The organism is Myroides sp. DF42-4-2, from assembly GCF_030326445.1.
Classification (GTDB): domain Bacteria; phylum Bacteroidota; class Bacteroidia; order Flavobacteriales; family Flavobacteriaceae; genus Flavobacterium.
Genome location: NZ_JACAKI010000027.1, coordinates 1 through 19,673 on the forward strand (window position 1 = coordinate 1; position 19,673 = coordinate 19,673).

Sequence of the window (19,673 nt, forward strand, 5' to 3'; positions counted from 1 at the left end):
CTCACTATTCACCACTCACTATTCACCACTCACTATTCACCACTCACTATTCACCACTCACTATTCACCACTCACTAAAATCATTTTCTTCTAAATTCATCTGGGGCAACGCCAATGTGCTTTTTAAAGAACCTCGAAAAGTAGGAGTTGTCTTTAAAATTCAATTGATAGGCAATCTCACTAGCGGAGAGGTTGGTGTGAATTAATAGTCGCTTGCACTCAATCAAGATGCGATCTCGGATCATATCTCCCGCAGACTTATTTTTTATTTTTTGGCAAAGTGCATTGAGGTAATTAGGCGTAACCAAGAGTACTTTTGCGTATTCCTTAGGAAATCGATATTCATAAAAATGCTTGTCAATTAGGGATTCAAATGATTTGATTAGCTCATTGGATTTTAAATTGTTGGTTGATCCTATTGCGTTCTTGTCGATTTCTTTTTTGCAGAGTAGGAGCACTTCTAAGAGATAAGTGCGAAGGAGATTGATGTATTCTCCATTTTCCGTTTCGTATTCTTGCAGCATGCGATCCATGGTCAATTGAACCCAGGTACTGAGTTCTTCCTCTAAGCCGAGTAGATGATGGGAAGTAAAACGCCTGAAAAAAGGCAAGTCGTGCACAAAGAGGTGGTCCGATACAAATTGTGTGATAAAACTAGGGGTAAAGCTCAGCACATATCCTTGTGTGGTCGTATTATACGTCCAGCTGTGTTGTTGCCATGTGTTTAAAAAGATAATATCTCCTTTTTTTACTTCATACGCTTGTAAATCGATGTATTGTATACCCGTTCCTCCTGTGATGTAAATAATTTGAAAAAAATCATTCTTATGCATTTTAGTCGAATAATTATTCAAATGCTGTAAGGTGTGTTGCAGCTTTTTAATAATAAAATCTTTTCTTTCTCCCTTGCTCGTAAATAATCCTTGATTGTTTAAAACCCCATTGTACATTTCATCTATTTTATTTAGTATGCTAAAGATAAATTTATTGCTTTAAATAAGATGATTTATTGATTATTTTAGTATTTTTTTATAAAAAAACATGCATAATGCATGGGTTTTTGGGTAAATTAATTCTTTGTTTATTGTATGAAGTATAATAGTTTGTTTGTTTATTAAACAAATCAAAAAGACCGCCCTTTCACAAAGTGGAAAGAGGCGGTCTTTTTTTTAACAAACTAAACCAATCGTTTGTTTTCGTTAGAAAACATATTCGTTAGCGTCTATTACTTTTTTAGCAATAGATTCGCGCAATGCGTTTACATTTGGTAGGTTAACGTATTTGGTAAATCTTCTTAGTCCCATGAGCATGATGCGTTGTTCATCCCCTTCAGCAAAAGAAGCGATTCCCTCTTTCCCTTTTTGTGCAACAATGTCTACTGCGTGGTATAAGTAGAGTTGGGCCATGGCAATTTCCTCTTTCACATGTTGTTCTCCTTTTGTTTTTGCCAATTTTTCCGTTCTTAGGATGGCACTTTCTGCCATGTAGATTTCGATCATCATGTCTGCAGCTGCCATCATCAGGGCTTGGTGTTTTTCTAACTCAGGTCCAAATTTTTGAACAGCACTTCCTGCAACCATCAAAAAGGCTTTTTTCAGCTTTTCAATCATTTCTTTTTCTTCGGCGAAGAGTTCGGAATAATCAGGGGTATCAAAACTAGGGATACTCATTAATTCATCGGCTACTTGCATAGCAGGAGTCAATAAGTCTACGTGTCCTTTCATTGCTTTTTTGATTAACATCCCCACAGCTAGCATGCGGTTGATCTCGTTTGTTCCTTCGTAAATACGAGAAATACGAGCATCTCTCCACGCGCTTTCCATCGGTGTATCTTCAGAGAATCCCATTCCCCCAAAGATTTGGATTCCTTCATCCGTACACGCTTGCACGTCTTCCGAAACCGCTACTTTCAGGATAGAGCACTCAATGGCAAATTCTTCTACACCTTTTAATTCAGCCTCTTGGTGTGTATTTCCTTCGGCTATGCGCTGTTGAATTCTCTTTTCGATACTTCCAGCCGCACGGTAAGAAGCTGATTCTCCTACATAAGCGTTAGTAACCATCTCTGCAATTTTTGTGCGAATTGCACCAAAAGAAGAAATAGGCACTTTAAACTGAATGCGCTCATTGGCGTATTTTACAGCTTCTGTTATTAAACGACGCTGAGAGTCCAAACAAGCAGCAGCTAATTTAATACGACCCACGTTTAAGGCGTTCATGGCAATTTTAAATCCATTGCCGCGTTCAGAAAGCATATTTTCAACAGGTACTTTGGTTTCGTTAAAAAACACTTGACGGGTAGAGGACGCTCTAATTCCCAGCTTGTGTTCTTCTTCACCCAAAGAGATCCCGTTAGACGGATCGTTCTCTACGATAAAACCAGTGATGTTTTTATCGTCTTCAATACGGGCAAATACGATGAAAACATTACAGAATCCCGCGTTGGAAATCCACATTTTTTGCCCTGTAATAGAGTAGTAGGTACCGTCTTGTGATAGCACGGCTTTTGTTTTTCCTGAGTTAGCATCAGATCCCGCGTCTGGCTCTGTCAAACAGTATGCGCCAAACCATTCCCCGCTCGCTAATTTAGGGACGTATTTTTTCTTTTGTTCTTCATTTCCGTATAAGGTAATTGGCATGGTTCCAATTCCTGTGTGAGCCCCAAAAGCCGTTGAAAAAGAACCTGTTGCGCCTGAGATATAGTCACACACGAGCATCGTCGAAACAAATCCCATACCCAATCCGCCGTAAGCTTCTGGTACAGCAACGCCTAATAGACCAAGCTCACCCGCTTTTTGCATGCATTCTTTTGTGAAGGCATAATCTTTATTTTCAAAGCGATCTTTGTGTGGCCACACTTCTTTGTCGATAAATTCCTTTACCGAGTCACGCATCATTAGTTGTTCTTCTGAAAAATCTTCCGGAGTAAAGATATTTTCGCTTAGGGTTTCTTTTATTAAGTATTGACCTCCTCTTGTTATAGCTGTATTCATGATTTATTTTTTTAGGGTTAATTGATGGTTATAGCAATTCGTATATTCCGGCGGCTCCTTGACCTGTACCCACACACATGGTTACCATACCGTATTTAGAGCCTCTGCGTTTCATTTCGTCAAACAATTGAACGGATAATTTAGCTCCCGTACAGCCTAGAGGGTGTCCAAGTGCAATAGCACCACCATTGACGTTTACGATAGCCGGATCAATGTTGAGCTCTCGGATTACAGCTAAAGACTGAGAGGCAAAAGCCTCGTTTAATTCGATCAAGTCGATGTCTTTCAATTGTAATCCTGCTTGTTTTAGCGCTTTGGGAATAGCTTTAATCGGTCCAATTCCCATGATACGTGGTTCAACACCTGCGGCCGCATAGTTGACCATGCGCGCAATAGGCTCAATATTTAGTTCTTTGACCATTTCTTCTGACATCACCATCACAAAAGCGGCTCCATCACTCATTTGGGAAGAGTTCCCCGCTGTTACAGATCCGTCAGCAGCGAATACAGGTCTCAATTTAGCGAGTGCTTCAATTGATGTTCCCATACGCGGTCCTTCATCTTGGGTCACCGTATAGGATTTGCTTTCTCTTTTGCCTTTTTCATTGACAAATACTTCATCAACCGTAATAGGTACAATTTGATCAGCAAATTTCCCATCTGCGATTGCTTTTAATGCCTTCATATGGGAGTGGTAGGCAAACTCATCCTGATCCGCACGAGAGACGTTAAACTGATTGGCAACAGCTTCTGCTGTAAGTCCCATTCCCCAGTAATAATCCTCATGCCCCGCTTTGGCTACCCCGTAATCTGGAGTAGGTCTATATCCTCCCATGGGAATATAACTCATGCTTTCCGCACCACCTGCGATGATGCAATCCGCCATACCAGCCTGAATTTTAGCCACCGCCATTCCGATGGTTTCAATTCCAGAGGCACAGTAACGGTTAACCGTTACCCCAGGAACATCGTCTACTTTTAATCCCATAAGCGAGATCAAACGCCCCATATTTAAGCCTTGTTCCGCTTCGGGCATTGCATTTCCAACCATGACATCGTCTATGCGTGTCTTGTCAAATTCAGGCAGGGCCTTCATCAAATATTCGATGGTTTCTGCGGCTAGCTCGTCGGGTCTTTTAAAGCGAAAGACACCGCGAGGAGCTTTTCCAACAGCTGTTCTATATCCTTTTACTATATATGCAGTTTTCATGTTTTTGTAATTAGTGGGTTAGTTAGTTTCTCAAAGGTTTACCTGTTTTTAGCATATGTTGAATACGCTCTAAGGTTTTGCGCTCTCCGCATAGCGATAAGAAGGCTTCTCTTTCTAGGTCCAGTAAGTATTGTTCAGAAACAAACGTAGCTTCTGACAAGTCTCCACCAGCCATCACATACGCCAGTTTATTGGCAATTTTGTGATCGTGCTCAGAGATATACTTTCCAGCCATCATACTGTCTGTTCCTACGTAGAACATACCCAACGCTTGACGACCTAATACTTTGATGTCTTTGCGCTTAACCGGCTGTGTGTAGCCTGCTTGTGCAAGTACCAGCGCTTCGCGTTTTGCTTGTGCCAGTTGTAAATCCTTATTGACTACCACCACGTCTTTGCCGCGTTGAAGAATGTTGAAATCGAATGCCTCTTCCGCTGAAGTCGCTACTTTGGCCATTCCAATCGTTAAGAAGTGCTCTTGTAGGGTGTTGAGTTCAACGTCGTTTTTGCGGTATAAGTCGGACGCTCTCAGGGTCATTTCCTTCGATCCTCCGCCACCAGGAATTAAACCAACTCCAAATTCAACTAGCCCAATATAAGTTTCTGCCGCTGCGACAACTTTGTCTGCGTGTAAGCTCAACTCACATCCACCACCAAAGGTCATGCCGTGGGGAGCTGCTACAACAGGAATAGCTGAATAGCGCATTTTCATCATGGTGTCTTGGAACATTTTGATGGCGATGTTCAATTCATCCCAATCTTGTTCCGCAGCCATCATAAAAATCATCATCAAGTTGGCTCCGACAGAAAAGTTAGATCCTTGGTTTCCAACAACTAATCCCTCGAAGTCCTGTTCTGCAATTTCAACCGCTTTGTTTAGTCCTGCTAAAACCCCACCGCCAATCGTATTCATCTTGGAGTGGAATTCTAAGTTTACAATTCCGTCGCCTAAATCGAGTAGGGTAGCCTCGCTATTGCCCCATACTTTATTCGTTGAGCGGATGTTGTTTAAAACAATAAAAGCATCTTGCCCAGGAATAGCCTCATATGCTTTGGCTTGCTGGTTGTAGAATAGTTTTTTGCCATTTTCTAATTTGTAGAAATTCGTTGCTCCAGTAGCTGCCAGTTCTTTTACCCAGGCTGCTACTTGGTAGCCTTCTTTTTCAACTAAATCAATTCCCTTTTGAATACCCAAGACATCCCAGGTTTCAAACGGACCGTATTTCCACGCATAACCCGTACGCATAGCGTCGTCAATAGAATACAGCGTATCGGTAATTTCGGGAACGCGTTGAGAAACGTAAGCAAATAAAGAAGCGAAATGCTTGCGCATTAATTCGCCTGCTTTTCCTTGATCAGCAAGAACTACTGACCATTTTGCTTTTGTACCACCTGCTTGATTCGCCGTTTCAATCACTTCGATTTTCGCGCGCTCAAGCGGTCTATAAGTTAAGGTGTTTAGATCTAAGGCAAAACGATTGGTTTTTCCCTCTTTATCCACCTCTTTGTAGTAAAATCCTTTTCTTGTCTTATCGCCTAAGAATTTGTTCTCAAGCAAGAAATTTAGCGCTTTATTGTCTTTGATATCTTGAATCATCGCATCGTCGGGACAGTTTTGTTTTAACCCCATGGTTACGTTAATTGCTGTATCTAAGCCAACTAAATCCCCAAGTTTGAAGGTTCCCGTTTTTGGACGACCCAAGAAAGAGCCCGTAAGTGTATCTGCTTCTTCTATAGTTAATCCAATTTCCTGTGCCAATTGCATCACCATCGCCATGGAGTATACCCCAATTCTGTTTCCGATGAAACCTGGAGTATCTTTACACAATACAGGGGTTTTACCTAAGTATAAACGCGCATACTCCTGGAAAAAGCTAAGTACTTCAGGAGCAGTATGTGGTCCGGGAATAATTTCAAATAAAGGCAAATAGCGCGGGGGATTAAAGAAGTGTGTCCCGCAGAAGTGTTGTTGGAAATCTTGCGAACGCCCTTCTACTAAGAGTTTCATGGGAATTCCAGATGTATTCGAAGTAATTAAAGTGCCAGGTTTTCTGTATTTTTCGATATTTTCAAAAACAGATTGCTTGATATCTAGTCGCTCTACAACAACTTCGATGATCCAATCTACCTCTTTGATTTTCGATAAATCATCCTCGAGGTTCCCTACAGTGATACGGCTGGCAAAGCGAGGCGTATAAATAGGGGCGGGTTTTGATTTTAGCGCGTTTGTTAAATGAGTCTGTGCAATTTTATTGCGAATGCCACGATCATTTAAGGTTAAGCCTTTTTTCTCTTCCTCTGGAGTTAAAGCATTGGGAACAATATCCATTAACAATACCTCAACACCAATATTGGCAAAATGACATGCAATAGCTGATCCCATAACGCCTGAACCAATTACAGCCACTTTTTTAATTCTTCTTTTCATATGTTTATATAATTCCTATGGTTAATACTTCGTTTTAGTTGATGTTAGCCCTTACTTTTTAGAATCAAAAATTGCTTTGTCCGCAATGAGTTGATTGATGGTTTCAGTAACCGTGATAAAGTTGGCAATTTGCTCTTCTGTTAGGTATTGGCGGATCGTTTCATTGAAGCGCTTCACTTTCTCTTTGGAAAGCTCCCTTTTTTCTATACCCAATGGCGTAAGCTTAATAATAACGCCTCGACCATCATGAGGATTTTTTTCTCTCGTGATTAATCCTTTCTCTTCCATCTTTTTTAGCGTACGAGTTAAACTCGTCGCTTCCATGCCCATACTAGGCCCTAATAACGTAGAAGGAGTACCCTGTTTATCAATACTCAAAAGAGCAAAAGCCAACGACATGGTTGCATCGTATTTCGCTGCTTCTTCATTGTACATTCTAGCTACGGCTTGCCACGTTGCCCTTAAAGTATAGTCAATTGTTTTGTCCTTCATTTCAAGTTGGTTAAACTCAAATATAGTAAAAAATAATATGCACGCATACTATTTGAAAGAAAATTTTTAGGTTCACTGTCTTTCATTCGGTATATCGGTTTGTTTTTTTTAGGTTAACTCCTTCTAAGTTAGTGAATTATTTTTAGGTAACGCTGGATTAAGTAGATTAAAAAATTGCGATATGCGAATAAAAGGCGGTGGGATTGTAAAAAAGCAAGGATAAAATAGTAGAAAAAGCAAGGGATTGGCTTTATAAAGAGTATCTTTGAAACCTCAGTTTTGATCAGTTGTAAATAAATCAATTATAATTTTTTTTAGCATGAATCCAACTCCATTTTCTTTTATAAGAACATCAAAAACGTATTTACCCCAATATGATGTACTACTAGAAAAAGTTTATGCTTACAGTGTTTGGCCTGCGTTTATTTTACAGGATCAGGTCAACCTTACCTATTGGGAAGAGTTATATGTAGAGTTTCCCTTGTATCAGTTTTTCATGATGGACGGACAAGAGGTGGTGGGCAATGGCAATTGTGTGCCTTTGAGTTTAACGCCTGAAGAGCTGCTTCACTTACCTGATGAAGGATGGGATTGGGCCTTAGCGCGCGCTTTTCTCGATAAAAAAGCGGGTAAACAACCCAACACATTATGTGCCTTGCAAATAGGGGTGAATCCTGCCTATCAAGGACGTGGAATCAGTCAGTATTTGGTGCGTTTTATGAAAGCTATTGCTCAGGAGCAGCGATTTAACCATTTTATTTTGCCCATCCGACCAACAGCTAAGCATCGTTATCCGCTTCAAGACATGGAAGAGTATATCAAGTGGAAGGATGAAAAAGGACAAGCTTTTGATCCTTGGATTCGCACCCATGAAAAAAATGGGGCTAGGGTGATTAAAGTATGCCCTAAAGCCATGTATGTGGAGGGGAGTGTTCAGGAATGGGAGCAATGGACGCAGCGTTCTTTTCAATCGTCAGGACACTATGTTGTAGATTTTGCCTTAAACCCAATCGAAATAGACCTTGTAAACAACAAAGGGATTTACGTAGAACCCAATGTTTGGATGCAGTACACCCTAAGTGAATAATACCAAAGACTCCCTTTTGCTGGGGAGTCTTTTTTTTTTGCACTAAAAGTGGAGCATAGGGCCACATAAATGGAGTTAACTCATGCATCTCCCTTATTCTTCTGCGGTTTAATGGGGGATTTCGCCTTCATTTTTCTCGGTTTCCTGTATTTTTTTGTATTTTTGTTCGCATGAAACGAATACTTCCTTTCTTTTTTGTTTCCTTTTTATTGGCTTGTTCCCAAGAGGCCAAACAGTTGCCTTATTTAGGGCATCCTGTAACAGAAACCTTAGCCTCTGGTGAAACAGTAGAAAAGCACTATGAGATTCCCGATTTTGAATTGCTCAATCAGGATAGTCTAGTGGTAAACAATCAAACACTAGGAGGGAAGATTTACATTGCGGATTTCATCTTTTTGCAATGTCCGACGATATGCCCCAAAATGAATGCCGAGATGAAAAGGGTATACGACGCCTTTCACGAAAATGAAAATGTCATATTTGTTTCTCATACCATTGACCCTAAGAACGATTCGATTCCCGCTTTAAAGGCCTACAGTGAGTCTTTGGGTGTGGATGGAGCAAAATGGCATTTCTTACACGGAGAGGAAGGCGCCATTCACCAATTAGCCCAAGCGTATTTTATGCAAGCCTATCAAGCGTCCGACGCACCTGGGGGCTATGCGCACAGTGGTGGTTTTCTGTTGATTGACCCAGACCAACACATCCGCGGCGTATATGATGGAACGAGCACCACAGACGTCAACCGCCTGCTAGCAGAAATTCCCGTTTTGTTGAATGAAAAGAAAAAATAAATGAAAAAGCGTATTGTACTGCTCTTACTGCTTTCTTTTATTTACCAAAATACCTCGAGTTTTTGGATTCTAGCCTCTTTTTACCTCAATCAGAAATTTATTGTTGAAAATATATGTATCAACCGCTTTGATTTGATTCCCATGTGTTACGGAAGCTGCTATCTTCAAAGTGAGTTGTCGGAAGATTCGGATAAAAAGATGGAGCTTCCCCTCTTAAAAACCAAAGAAATACAACCTTTATTTGCGCAAACACTGCTGTATAATCCCTATGAGGTTCGACTAGTACCTGTAGATGCGGTACAGTATTCAACCGATGTAGAGGTTTTTATCCCCCCTCATTTTATTGGCGCAGTTTTCCAGCCTCCAGAATGGGCTTAACTACCTAATTAACCGTCTTTGTGAGCATTTCTTTCGACCAGTCTTTTTTTTGCCCAGGCAAAGGAAACAGCTATTGGTCGTGTGTTCTAAGACTGATAAAATGAAGTTGAACCATTTAAATTTAAAACTATGCAAGCGAATAAAGTACCCGTTTGCACTATTGGTTTATTTGATGCTTCAACCGATCTCTGGATGGGATCCGTTGAGGGATTACTCAAGAAATACCCTACATTAGCCTTGCCACATAGCAATGCGTTCTACCTTATGCTGTGTATTGAAAAAGGAGAAGGCCTGTTTGTGATTGATCAAGATCGCATGCGCATTGGCCAAGGTCAAGTGCTACTAATTAAACCAAATTGCATTAATACCCTTGCACTGAGTGAAGAAGCAACAGGAACCGTTATTGTGTTTACAGCTGATTTTTTCTCTCTGCGCTACAATACCAATGTATTGCATCAATTTTCGTATTTTACAGAGGTTAATCACGCTGTATTTACCTTGCCTGAAGAAAAACAAAAGAATTTGATTTTTTTGCTGTGGCAGATGATGGAGGAATTTCAGATCAAAAAGAAAGCCTCCCATAAAATCTTGCGTTCGTATTTGAATATACTGTTGATTGAGTTTGATCGACTCTATGTGCCTCAACAAACCGTTAAAGTACACAATGCCGTTAACGACAAAATACAGCGCTATCAATCCTTGATTGAACAGCATTTTAAAACCCATAAGATGCCATCAGATTATGCCGAAATGTTGAACATCAGCACGAATTATTTGAACAAGATTTGTCGAACCATCTTAGGCCATACCTCAGGGAGTTTAATCAAGCGTCACATTATTCTCGAGGCAAAGCGCTTGTTGAGTTATACCACGAATTCTATTGGGGAAATAGCCGATGAATTGGGATTCGAACACGCCTCTTATTTTGTTACCATGTTCAAAAAAGCCACGGCTCAAACTCCAGAACAATTTAGAAAAAGTCAATGGACATCCTAAAAAAGAGGACGGGAATTAGGTAAAAAAGATCAGCTAAAAAAGATCAACTAGGAGGGAGAAGTAAAGAAAGGTGATAGGTTTTAGGCGGAAATAGCGCGAAAAATACTTTCATTTTGTTAAATGTATCACGGAATTATTTCGAAATGACTACCTTTAATTTTTAATAAAGTAAAAAGATATGATGCTAAAGCGATTGCTTTTGTTTTGTTGTTTGTTCATCGGTTCGCTTGCTGTGCAAGCACAAAATCCTTTAGGACAGATGATAGAAGGTTTTAAGGAAGATTACAATACGAGTAATTACGACAAGTTCTACCATCGTTTTTCAGAGTCCCTTCAAAGCAAGGTGCCCTATCCTGCTGTAGAAGCCTTTTTTGATGAAATGAAGCAAAACTTAGGGTCTATTGTCAAGATTGAGTATTATGGAATCAACGACGATCAAACGCCTTTGTTTAAAACGCAGTTTGAAAAGGATACCGCCATTGTTAACTTCGCCTTTGATGACGAGGCTAATATTGTGGGATTTCGCATCCTCGATTACGTCAATCAAGACGATTTACGCGAGGATTTGATCAGCAAGTCAAGAGAAGATATTATTCGAGAAAATGCGGCTTTCTTACCTGAAGAAGGACAAATCGCCCTAGCGATTATTAAGAACGATCAAGTTTTTTACTACGGCATTAAAAAACGAGGCAATAACCTGGTGGAGGTGGAGAATAAAAACGGCGTATTTGCCTTAGGCACATTCACCTCTATTTTTACCAATACCCTTTTAGCACAAGCTGCGGTAGAGGAAAAGGTAAAATTGTGGGAAGATATAAATGCGTATTACCCTCAGCCGTTTAAAGATACGTTGACTTTTTCTTTTTCTTCCCTGGCCAATGGTAGTGCACAATTGCCTTTCTTTCCTAAAATAACAGTAGTTTCCGAGGATTTGGGCGTGCAAAAAAAAGGTAAAAAGAACAAAAAAACAGCAGGTAGCGCGTCTATTGCCAACTATTTAGCCCACGATATTGTGTTGGATACGGTTCAAACGCGCGGTCGTTTTTCTATCTTCGGCATTAGCGTGTTGGGAGATGCCTTAACTCGTGTGTATGAAAAACCCTATGCTTCTTTATTTCAAACACAGATTGTAGATAAATATGGATTAACATCGACGTATCTAGTGAAGCCAAAGCGATTGAAAGCCATTGAATCCATTGGAAAGGTTGATTTGGGCTTAGATAAGAAAGCCAACTACTTCGATATTTTCTTGCCTTCTACCCAAGGGTATTCAACTGTAGAGGATATCACCCAATACGTGCAAGCGTATTTTAAACCCGATCATCCAGAACTCGACCTGATGCAAAAACCAACAAGTATGATTACCCAATACGATTGGATTAGCTTAGGATGGCGTTTAAACTTTTTTGGAGCCGATGCATCCCTTTACTTTCACAGGGGTATTGATGTAGCCTATTCCAATTTTGTCAGTTTTAGCCCAGAGCGCAAAGAAGGAGTCATTGTATTGACCAATAGTTCAGAAGATGAGGTGGTACAACTGATCGAGAATTTGAGTTTTCAATTGTGGTCCAAACTCGTTTTGGAAGACAAAGAAGTAGCTATAGAATAGTAAAAAAGCTGATTTTTTTAAATCAGCTTTTTTTTATGTTCGAAAGTAGGGACCCGACTGGATTTTTTTGTGTGAGTCATGCCTATATACCCTAACCCAAGCCATTGTGAACATAGACAATACAACTGGGGTGAAAATCACAGGTATTGATGCTTATTTGTTTGTCTTTCGACACCGTTTTAACGTAGTTTAGCTCCGCGATTATAAGGGTAAAAGTGAGAGGAGAAGTAAGAGGTATTTCCCATTGATCGGCTTGTACAACCTCATGAGGCGTAACGTATAGACTATAGGAGGAAGAGGAGTGCCCAGCAGCTGTGGTCAGCGGAATATGCAGCAAAGTAAAATCGATTTGAACCGCAGACGCCTGTGGGGGGAACGTAAGGTAATCTTGAGCTACAAATGAATCGAACTGGAGGATTACTTTCTCAGAGGCTACTGTTTGTATCCTCAAGGGTAATGTACAAAAGGATTGAAAAGGACTGTTAATGTTAAAATCAAAACCGACGAGTCCTTGCATAGGTGTATTAAAAAAGGTACGCTCTCCTAAGGGGTAGGCTGTATTTTTCTTGAGTAATCCAAGGGTGGCACTCGTTAAACGGCGAAAAAAATTGCGGTCGTGTTTGTTGTAAATAAAATCACAAATAGACAAGCGAATTATTTTGCTATTCCTGGAGGCATAGCCAAACGTATGAGCTGCTTTTTTAGTGTTTTGGGTTTGTTTTGGTTTGTTTCCTTTGCTCTGTATGAGGTTAACTCCGTGTACTACACGAGTTGTAGTGGGACCTAAGACTCCTCTAAGGTGTCCTTTTGCATCTAGTTTTGCCATCTTTTTTAGTATTTATAACGTTGTATCTTGCTGTTTTAAAGCTATTTTAAAGCATGTGCCAGTATTTTTGGTCTATACTGTCACCATAGTGCGTCTATTAAAAACCACACTTTTAATAGACGCACTATGGACTCATTATGGACTCACAATGGACTCATCTCAAATCAGAGTCGGACTAAACGTATGCTTACTATTGTCTCGTCCTGATATAGCTGTACAGCTCTTGTTTATAATCCTATTATCTACTATACGGTTTTTTTAGGACGGGTTATATTGTTCATTTAGCTTTCCTCTTACGGTTGTGTTATTTGCAAGGTACATGGAATTGGAACTGTTTTGAAGACGGTAGGATGATAATCGTTGAAGACTATATGAAATTGTTTTATTTGTTTTGTATAGTGAAAGCAATTTATTCGAATAGCAGTTGAGTGTCGGGGACAGGTGTTCTACTGGCCCTGTCCTGCCGAAATAGAAGACATCGCATCAGTTACTCACGTTTGCTTTACACTTCTTTGTTTTTCCCGCCTTGTCCTGCCGACGCAGGAGGCATCGCATCGGTTACTCCTGCTTGCTTTAGACTTCTTTGTTTTACCCGCCTTGTCCTGCCGACGTAGGAGACATCGCATCAGTTACTCACCTTTGCTTTACAATTCTTTTTTTCCCCTATTTTAATAAAAATAAATGTAATTAGGCTTTTAATTAGGCTGCTTAGTTTGAAATTGTTAATTTCATAAGGTTCTAAATTGTGAATTTATAGGAATGAAACAGTACTATTATTTTTTGAGTGTACTACTTTTATTTAGTATGTATTGTCCCTCTTGGGGACAAGTTCCTCCTTATCAACATACGAAAACATTGTTATTGCGTGAACGATTAAAAACAAATTACTACCAGAAGAGCCTTATTAGAACAGAAGAATGGATGAGATCCTATAAACGGGAAGATATACCTCTGTTTGCCATGTTTACTTATGATTCTATTTTAGATTTTGATATGGAAAGCAAGCTACAACGCTTTTATTATAGAAAATACAGCAGTTTTACAGCTCCAAAAGGAGTAAGGAAAATAACCTATTATTTGGGAAATAGCTGGATTGACTCGATCCAAGAGAGCACACATGTATTTTATTTTAATCGTAAAACTCAACGTTTAGAAAAAGAAATTCAATATGATAAAAATGATTTTAATTTACAATGCTACGATCAAGTAAAAAAGAGAGAATACAAGTATCAATACGAAGAAACGAAGGAGGAAATTACCGTTACAAAGTTTGAAAACACCAAAAATGGTTTACTATTTCTTAGTCAATATGTATACTCCAAAGATAAAAGTAGATTATTGAGAAATAAATTTACAACCCTTGATTATCAGTTAGATTTGTTACGACAACATATTGATACAACTGCTTTGAATAAGAATGTAGAATTTAAGTATGATGAGTACAATAAACTCAGAGAGATTGTTTATCAGGGTGCAATTGACTATGAATCTGAATTTAATTTTAAAAAGAATGATTTTACTTGGGATTCTAGCAAAAATGAAGATTACACACATGGATGGTCTAAGAAGGAGAATTGGCTTTCTTTTATGAATAAAAGTGAAGAAGAAGGACAATCTGTTTTGTTTCCTAAAGATGTCGATCTAAAATTTATTAATGGTTTTAGTTTTTCCTATGAGGACAAGGGAAATAAAGAAATTTTGAATCCTGCTGAACAAAGTTTAATAGCGCGTATGCAACACTCAAGTAATATTTATAATTCTTTTATCCAAGAGAAGGATAAATATCAAAATACAAAAAGTAGTCAGTATTACTTAGATCATAAGATTTTGCTATTTGATGAATCTACACATCTTAGTAATGCTTATATGGTCAGCAACTATCATTTAAGTTTCTCTAATGAACCTATGTGGAATATTAGAGATAATATTCCAATGGAATATGTTTTCTTGACGAAAAGAGAACTAAAAAATCAATATAGTTTGCTTTATATTCAAAAAAATGGTCCATTAATGAGGCCACTCATGCATGTTTGGTTTTGGGATAATAAATATTTTTCAACTTTTAAGAGTTGGTCAGACCTGAAGAATGAAGAGTATATAGTAGAGCTAAAACCTAAAAAAGGATTGAATGAAATTTACTTAATTCACAATAATATAAAACTTCCTTTAATAACAATTAATTAAAATTTTTAGTATGTCGTTTAATTCTTTTAATGAAGATATAGATTATGAAGGTCAGGATCTTCATATGTTACGAAATAATAAGGTTTTTCCTTTATATGAGTTTTTGGATCCAAGTACATTTTCGGCTAGTTATAAGTATCGCTTGAAAGGTGATTATATTTCAATTTGGATATCCTAATCAAATCCCTGATCGCGCGGATTTAAGGTTGCAATCCGTACCTTAGACTACACCCAATGCTTTATACAGTTTAAGAAAGATTTTTGTTCCACCCGCCTTGTCCTGCCGACGCAGGAGGCATCGCATCGGTTAATCACCTTTGCTTTTTACTTCTTTGTTTTACCTATCCTGCCGACACCCGATTGCACGGATTTACATCCGTACGTTAGATGTTAATTATATTAATCAAAATCTGGTAGAAGATAAAGTTGTTTCAACTGTAGAAGAGTATTATTTGAGTTCGGGTCGTAATTATACAGGCTTAGAGTATGAGATTGAAGTTGTGGTATTGTTTATGGGATAGATGAAGGCACGGATTGCTCGTTATTTAATCTATAAAAACAAAATAAAAAGACTAAAAAAATCAAGCGGATGTTTTTTATTAAAACATCCGCTTGATTGTATGTAATACTTATGCTTTAGGTGAAGAGGGTTTGTTAGCCTTTCTAGGTCTTCGGCGACCATATGATTTATTTACTATTTTACCTCTTCTTGTTTTTAAATCTCCTTTTCCCATAATAAAAAATTAAAGTTTAACATTCGATTTCCCAAGATACGAATATTAACGCTAAAAATAAATTTTTTGAAGATAAAATTGTAAGAATCAGCTCTTTTAGTAGTCAAAAAAAGAAGAGGTAGCAGGGGGATTTCACTCTAGTTGAGGTAAAAGTATCAGCGGTTAAAACGCGATTCTTTCTCCTGTGTAAATGTTGTGTAAATTAGTTTGTAGAGTTGCTATTTAAGCCTTATTTTAGTGCCCTTTAAAACCAATTATGAAACATATAGATTATAACCGAAAAGACCTATCAGATCAAACGTTACTTGATTTGTATAAAAGGCTATTGAAACCAAGAATGATTGAAGAAAAGATGCTTATTTTAATCCGTCAAGGAAAAGTGTCGAAATGGTTTTCTGGAATTGGGCAAGAAGCAATATCGGTAGGTATTGTAGCTGCTTTAGATCGCGATGAATATGTGTTGCCTATGCACCGTAATTTAAGTGTTTTCACGTCTAGAGATATTCCATTGTACCGTTTGTTTTCTCAATGGCAAGGTAAGGGAAATGGTTTTACAAAAGGAAGAGATCGCTCTTTCCACTTCGGGACACAAGAGTTTAATATTGTAGGGATGATTTCGCATTTAGGTCCACAATTAGGTGTGGCAGACGGAATCGCTTTAGCACATAAATTGCGTGAGCAAAAGAAAATCACTGCTGTATTTACAGGAGAAGGAGCTACTTCAGAAGGAGATTTCCACGAAGCCTTAAACGTAGCTTCTGTGTGGGAACTTCCTGTATTATTCGTGATTGAGAATAACGGATATGGATTATCTACACCGACAAATGAACAATACCGTTGTGAGAATTTAGCGGACCGCGGGATTGGGTATGGAATGGAAAGCCATATCATCGATGGAAATGATATTTTAGAGGTATATGCAAAAATCGATGCATTAGCCAAATCGATGCGCGAAAACCCACGTCCAATTCTTGTTGAGTTCTTGACTTTCAGAAGAAGAGGACACGAAGAGGCGAGTGGTACAAAATACGTTCCACAAGAATTGATGGATGAGTGGGAGAAAAAAGATCCAGTTGAAAATTACCGTGCGTACTTGAAAGAAATCGGAGTATTGACAGCGTCAATGGATGAAGAAATCAGAGCGGCATTCAAAGAGGAAATTGACACCGATTGGAAACGTACCCAAGAAGAGGAGCCAATCCAGGCCAATCTCGAAACAGAATTAAACGATATGTATGCGCCATTTGAATATGAGCACGTTGAACCAAGCGGGGAGATGAAGAATATTCGCTTAATTGACGCCATTTCAGAAGGATTAAAACAATCGTTTGAAAAACACCCAGAGTTAATCATCATGGGACAAGATATTGCAGAATATGGAGGTGCTTTTAAAGTAACGGATGGTTTCGTAGAGCAATTTGGCAAAGGACGCATCCGCAATACGCCAATTTGTGAGAGTTCAATCGTTTCTGCTGCTATGGGATATTCGATCAATGGCGGAAAAGCAATTATGGAAATGCAATTTGCCGATTTCGTCTCGACAGGATTCAACCCAATTGTCAACTATTTGGCAAAAGTACACTACCGTTGGAATGAAAAAGCAGATGTAGTGGTGCGTATGCCATGTGGTGGAGGTACACAAGCAGGACCGTTCCACTCCCAAACCAACGAAGCTTGGTTTACAAAAACACCAGGATTAAAAGTAGTCTATCCTGCATTCCCAGTAGATGCTAAAGGATTGATGAATACAGCAATTAACGATCCAAACCCAGTTATTTTCTTTGAGCATAAACAATTGTATAGAAGTATTTACCAAGATGTGCCAAGTAATTACTACACCATACCATTCGGTCAAGCCGCTTTGATCAAAGAAGGAGCAGATGTAACGATTGTTTCCTTTGGAGCAGGGGTTCACTGGGCATTGGAAACGTTGGAAAAACATCCAGAGATCCAAGCAGATTTAATTGATTTGCGTACCTTACAGCCTTTAGATGAAGAAACTATCTTCAAATCGGTGAAGAAAACAAATAAAGTTATAATTTTGCAAGAAGACACCCTATTTGGAGGTATTGCAAGTGATATATCAGCAATGATAATGGAAAACTGCTTTGAGTATTTAGACGCTCCTGTAAAACGAGTAGCGAGTATTGAAACAGCCATCCCATTTGTGAAAGCTTTAGAAGATCAATATTTACCAAAAGGTAGATTTGAGGCTGCGCTTTTAGAACTATTAGCGTACTAAATAAAAGAACTACACAACAGAAATATATGAGTAACACAATCACACAGACTAATTTTAAATTTCCAAACCAAAAAAGCGTCTATCACGGAAAGGTTAGAGAAGTGTATACCATTGCCGATCAGGTTTTAGTAATGGTGGCCACGGATCGCTTATCGGCTTTTGACGTGATCATGCCTAAGGGGATTCCGTACAAAGGACAAATCCTGAATCAAATTGCTACGCGATTCATGCAGATGACAGAAGATATTGTTCCCAATTGGTTAATTGCGAGTCCTGATCCCAATGTTGCCGTGGGGCATATCTGTGAGCCATTCAAAGTAGAAATGGTGATTCGCGGGTATTTGGCCGGACATGCAGCTAGAGAATACAATGCAGGAAAACGAGTATTGTGTGGTGTTACCCTGCCAGAGGGATTGAAAGAAAACGACGCCTTGCCACAACCAATTATTACCCCTTCTACCAAAGAAGAATTAGGGTTGCACGATGAAGATATCTCTCGAGAAGATATTCTTGCTCGAGGTATTGTGTCAGAAGCAGATTACCTTGTTCTAGAGCAATACACTAGAGCTTTATATCAAAGAGGGAGTGAGATTGCCGCGGAAAGAGGCTTGATTTTGGTGGATACCAAATACGAATTTGGAAAAACCAAAGACGGAAAGATTGTTTTAATCGACGAAATTCACACACCAGATTCTTCGCGTTACTTTTATGCTGAAGGGTATGAAGAGCGTCAAGCAAAAGGAGAGGCACAAAAGCAATTGTCAAAAGAATTTGTGCGTCAATGGCTAATTGGCAACGGTTTTCAAGGTAAAGAAGGACAACAAGTGCCCGAAATGTCAGAAGCCTATATTCAATCAATCTCTGAGCGCTATATTGAGCTGTATGAACATATCTTAGGAGAGCCTTTTGTAAAGGCAGACGTCCAAGATATTAATCAGCGAATAGAAACAAATGTATTGGCTTTTTTAGCTACAATGTAAAAAGTGAATTCACATGATGTTATTAGATAATTTAAAGTGGCGATACGCTACTAAGCGCTATAACAGCGCTGTAAAACTAGAAGATGAAAAGGTCATGCAAATTGTCGAGGCTGCTCGTTTAGCACCTACGTCTTCAGGATTACAACCTTTTGAAATGATATTAGTTAAAAATCAAGAGGTGAAAGAACAATTGTTTCCTATTGTAATGAATCAAATGCAAATTAAAGAATGCTCTCATGTCTTGATATTTGCCGCTTGGGATGAATATACAGATCAGCGTCTTGATTCGGTATTTGACAATATGGAAGCAATCCGAGAATTGCCTAAAGGGGAGATGAATGATTTCAAGAATAGCATTAAAGCTAATTTTGCACCCCTAACGCAAGAGCAGCACTTTCAACACGCAGCCAGACAAGCGTATATCGCGTTTGGGATGGCTATCGCAGCAGCGGCAGAGTTGAAGATTGACGCTTCTCCAATGGAGGGTTTTCACAATGATCAATTGGATGCCTTTTTAGGACTAGACAAAAAAGGATTAAAAAGTGTAACGATCCTTGCCTTAGGAGAGCGAGATCACCAAAACGATTGGTTAATGCCAATGAAAAAAGTGAGATTCCCCTTAGCTTCCATGCTAACGGTTATTGAATAAAATAAAAAAAGCCTTTGTTTACACAAACAAAGGCTTTTTTACTTTTATTGTATTGCGGATTTATTAATCAA

16 protein-coding genes are annotated in these 19,673 nt (G+C 38.9%); 9 read left to right on the plus strand and 7 right to left on the minus strand.

What is annotated here, in order from left to right:
* Positions 1–80: 80 nt before the first annotated feature.
* The 5 genes from HX062_RS14830 to HX062_RS14850 all read right to left on the minus strand — a co-directional run bounded on the left by HX062_RS14830 (position 81) and on the right by HX062_RS14850 (position 7,123).
* Positions 81–950 carry a helix-turn-helix domain-containing protein gene (locus HX062_RS14830; RefSeq protein ID WP_182628490.1) on the minus strand — a complete coding sequence of 290 codons (870 nt, stop codon included), beginning with the start codon at positions 948–950 and terminating at the stop codon, positions 81–83.
* A 249-nt stretch (positions 951–1,199) separates the two neighbouring features.
* Positions 1,200–2,993 (minus strand): acyl-CoA dehydrogenase FadE, encoded by a 1,794-nt coding sequence (locus HX062_RS14835; protein ID WP_286467942.1) that lies wholly within the window; start codon positions 2,991–2,993, stop codon positions 1,200–1,202.
* Between the two features lie 28 nt (positions 2,994–3,021).
* Entirely contained in the window at positions 3,022–4,203 is a 1,182-nt protein-coding gene (locus HX062_RS14840) for an acetyl-CoA C-acyltransferase (protein ID WP_182628492.1), read from the minus strand.
* Positions 4,204–4,225: 22 nt separating this feature from the next.
* Positions 4,226–6,631, minus strand: a complete 2,406-nt coding sequence (locus HX062_RS14845) for a 3-hydroxyacyl-CoA dehydrogenase/enoyl-CoA hydratase family protein (RefSeq protein ID WP_182628493.1) — start codon at positions 6,629–6,631, stop codon at positions 4,226–4,228.
* A 51-nt stretch (positions 6,632–6,682) separates the two neighbouring features.
* Positions 6,683–7,123, minus strand: coding sequence for a MarR family winged helix-turn-helix transcriptional regulator (locus HX062_RS14850; protein WP_286467943.1), 441 nt, complete (start codon positions 7,121–7,123; stop codon positions 6,683–6,685).
* Positions 7,124–7,442: 319 nt separating this feature from the next.
* Between HX062_RS14850 and HX062_RS14855 the strand changes: the two genes are divergently transcribed.
* From HX062_RS14855 to HX062_RS14875, 5 genes are all read left to right on the plus strand, one after another.
* Positions 7,443–8,210: a GNAT family N-acetyltransferase gene (locus HX062_RS14855; protein WP_286467944.1), complete on the plus strand. Its 768-nt coding sequence runs from the start codon at positions 7,443–7,445 to the stop codon at positions 8,208–8,210.
* A gap of 170 nt (positions 8,211–8,380) precedes the next feature.
* Positions 8,381–9,004, plus strand: a complete 624-nt coding sequence (locus HX062_RS14860; protein WP_286467945.1) for an SCO family protein — start codon at positions 8,381–8,383, stop codon at positions 9,002–9,004.
* Positions 9,005–9,382: a hypothetical protein gene (locus HX062_RS14865; RefSeq protein ID WP_182628498.1), complete on the plus strand. Its 378-nt coding sequence runs from the start codon at positions 9,005–9,007 to the stop codon at positions 9,380–9,382.
* 129 nt (positions 9,383–9,511) lie between these two features.
* A complete protein-coding gene (locus tag HX062_RS14870) occupies positions 9,512–10,378 on the plus strand; it encodes a helix-turn-helix transcriptional regulator (protein WP_286467947.1) in 867 nt (288 codons plus the stop codon).
* 178 nt (positions 10,379–10,556) lie between these two features.
* Positions 10,557–11,987, plus strand: coding sequence for a serine hydrolase domain-containing protein (locus HX062_RS14875; protein WP_286467948.1), 1,431 nt, complete (start codon positions 10,557–10,559; stop codon positions 11,985–11,987).
* A gap of 91 nt (positions 11,988–12,078) precedes the next feature.
* Here the strand turns inward: HX062_RS14875 and HX062_RS14880 are convergent, their stop codons facing one another.
* Complete coding sequence (locus HX062_RS14880; RefSeq protein WP_286467949.1) at positions 12,079–12,813, minus strand: hypothetical protein; 735 nt, start codon at positions 12,811–12,813, stop codon at positions 12,079–12,081.
* A 759-nt stretch (positions 12,814–13,572) separates the two neighbouring features.
* Between HX062_RS14880 and HX062_RS14885 the strand changes: the two genes are divergently transcribed.
* The gene (locus tag HX062_RS14885) at positions 13,573–14,997 is read left to right on the plus strand and encodes a hypothetical protein (protein ID WP_286467950.1); all 1,425 of its coding nucleotides are present in this window, start codon (positions 13,573–13,575) and stop codon (positions 14,995–14,997) included.
* 629 nt (positions 14,998–15,626) lie between these two features.
* Here HX062_RS14885 and HX062_RS14890 read toward each other — a convergent pair.
* The gene (locus tag HX062_RS14890) at positions 15,627–15,731 is read right to left on the minus strand and encodes a 30S ribosomal protein THX (protein ID WP_182628767.1); all 105 of its coding nucleotides are present in this window, start codon (positions 15,729–15,731) and stop codon (positions 15,627–15,629) included.
* A gap of 256 nt (positions 15,732–15,987) precedes the next feature.
* On the opposite strand from HX062_RS14890, the gene HX062_RS14895 reads away from it, so the two are divergent.
* The 3 genes from HX062_RS14895 to HX062_RS14905 are packed head-to-tail and all read left to right on the plus strand — an operon-like array spanning position 15,988 to position 19,602.
* Positions 15,988–17,973: an alpha-ketoacid dehydrogenase subunit alpha/beta gene (locus HX062_RS14895; protein ID WP_286467951.1), complete on the plus strand. Its 1,986-nt coding sequence runs from the start codon at positions 15,988–15,990 to the stop codon at positions 17,971–17,973.
* A gap of 26 nt (positions 17,974–17,999) precedes the next feature.
* On the plus strand, positions 18,000–18,953 hold the full coding sequence (locus HX062_RS14900; protein WP_182628765.1) for a phosphoribosylaminoimidazolesuccinocarboxamide synthase: 954 nt from the start codon (positions 18,000–18,002) through the stop codon (positions 18,951–18,953).
* 13 nt (positions 18,954–18,966) lie between these two features.
* Positions 18,967–19,602 carry a nitroreductase family protein gene (locus HX062_RS14905; RefSeq protein WP_182628764.1) on the plus strand — a complete coding sequence of 212 codons (636 nt, stop codon included), beginning with the start codon at positions 18,967–18,969 and terminating at the stop codon, positions 19,600–19,602.
* Positions 19,603–19,673: the final 71 nt, after the last annotated feature.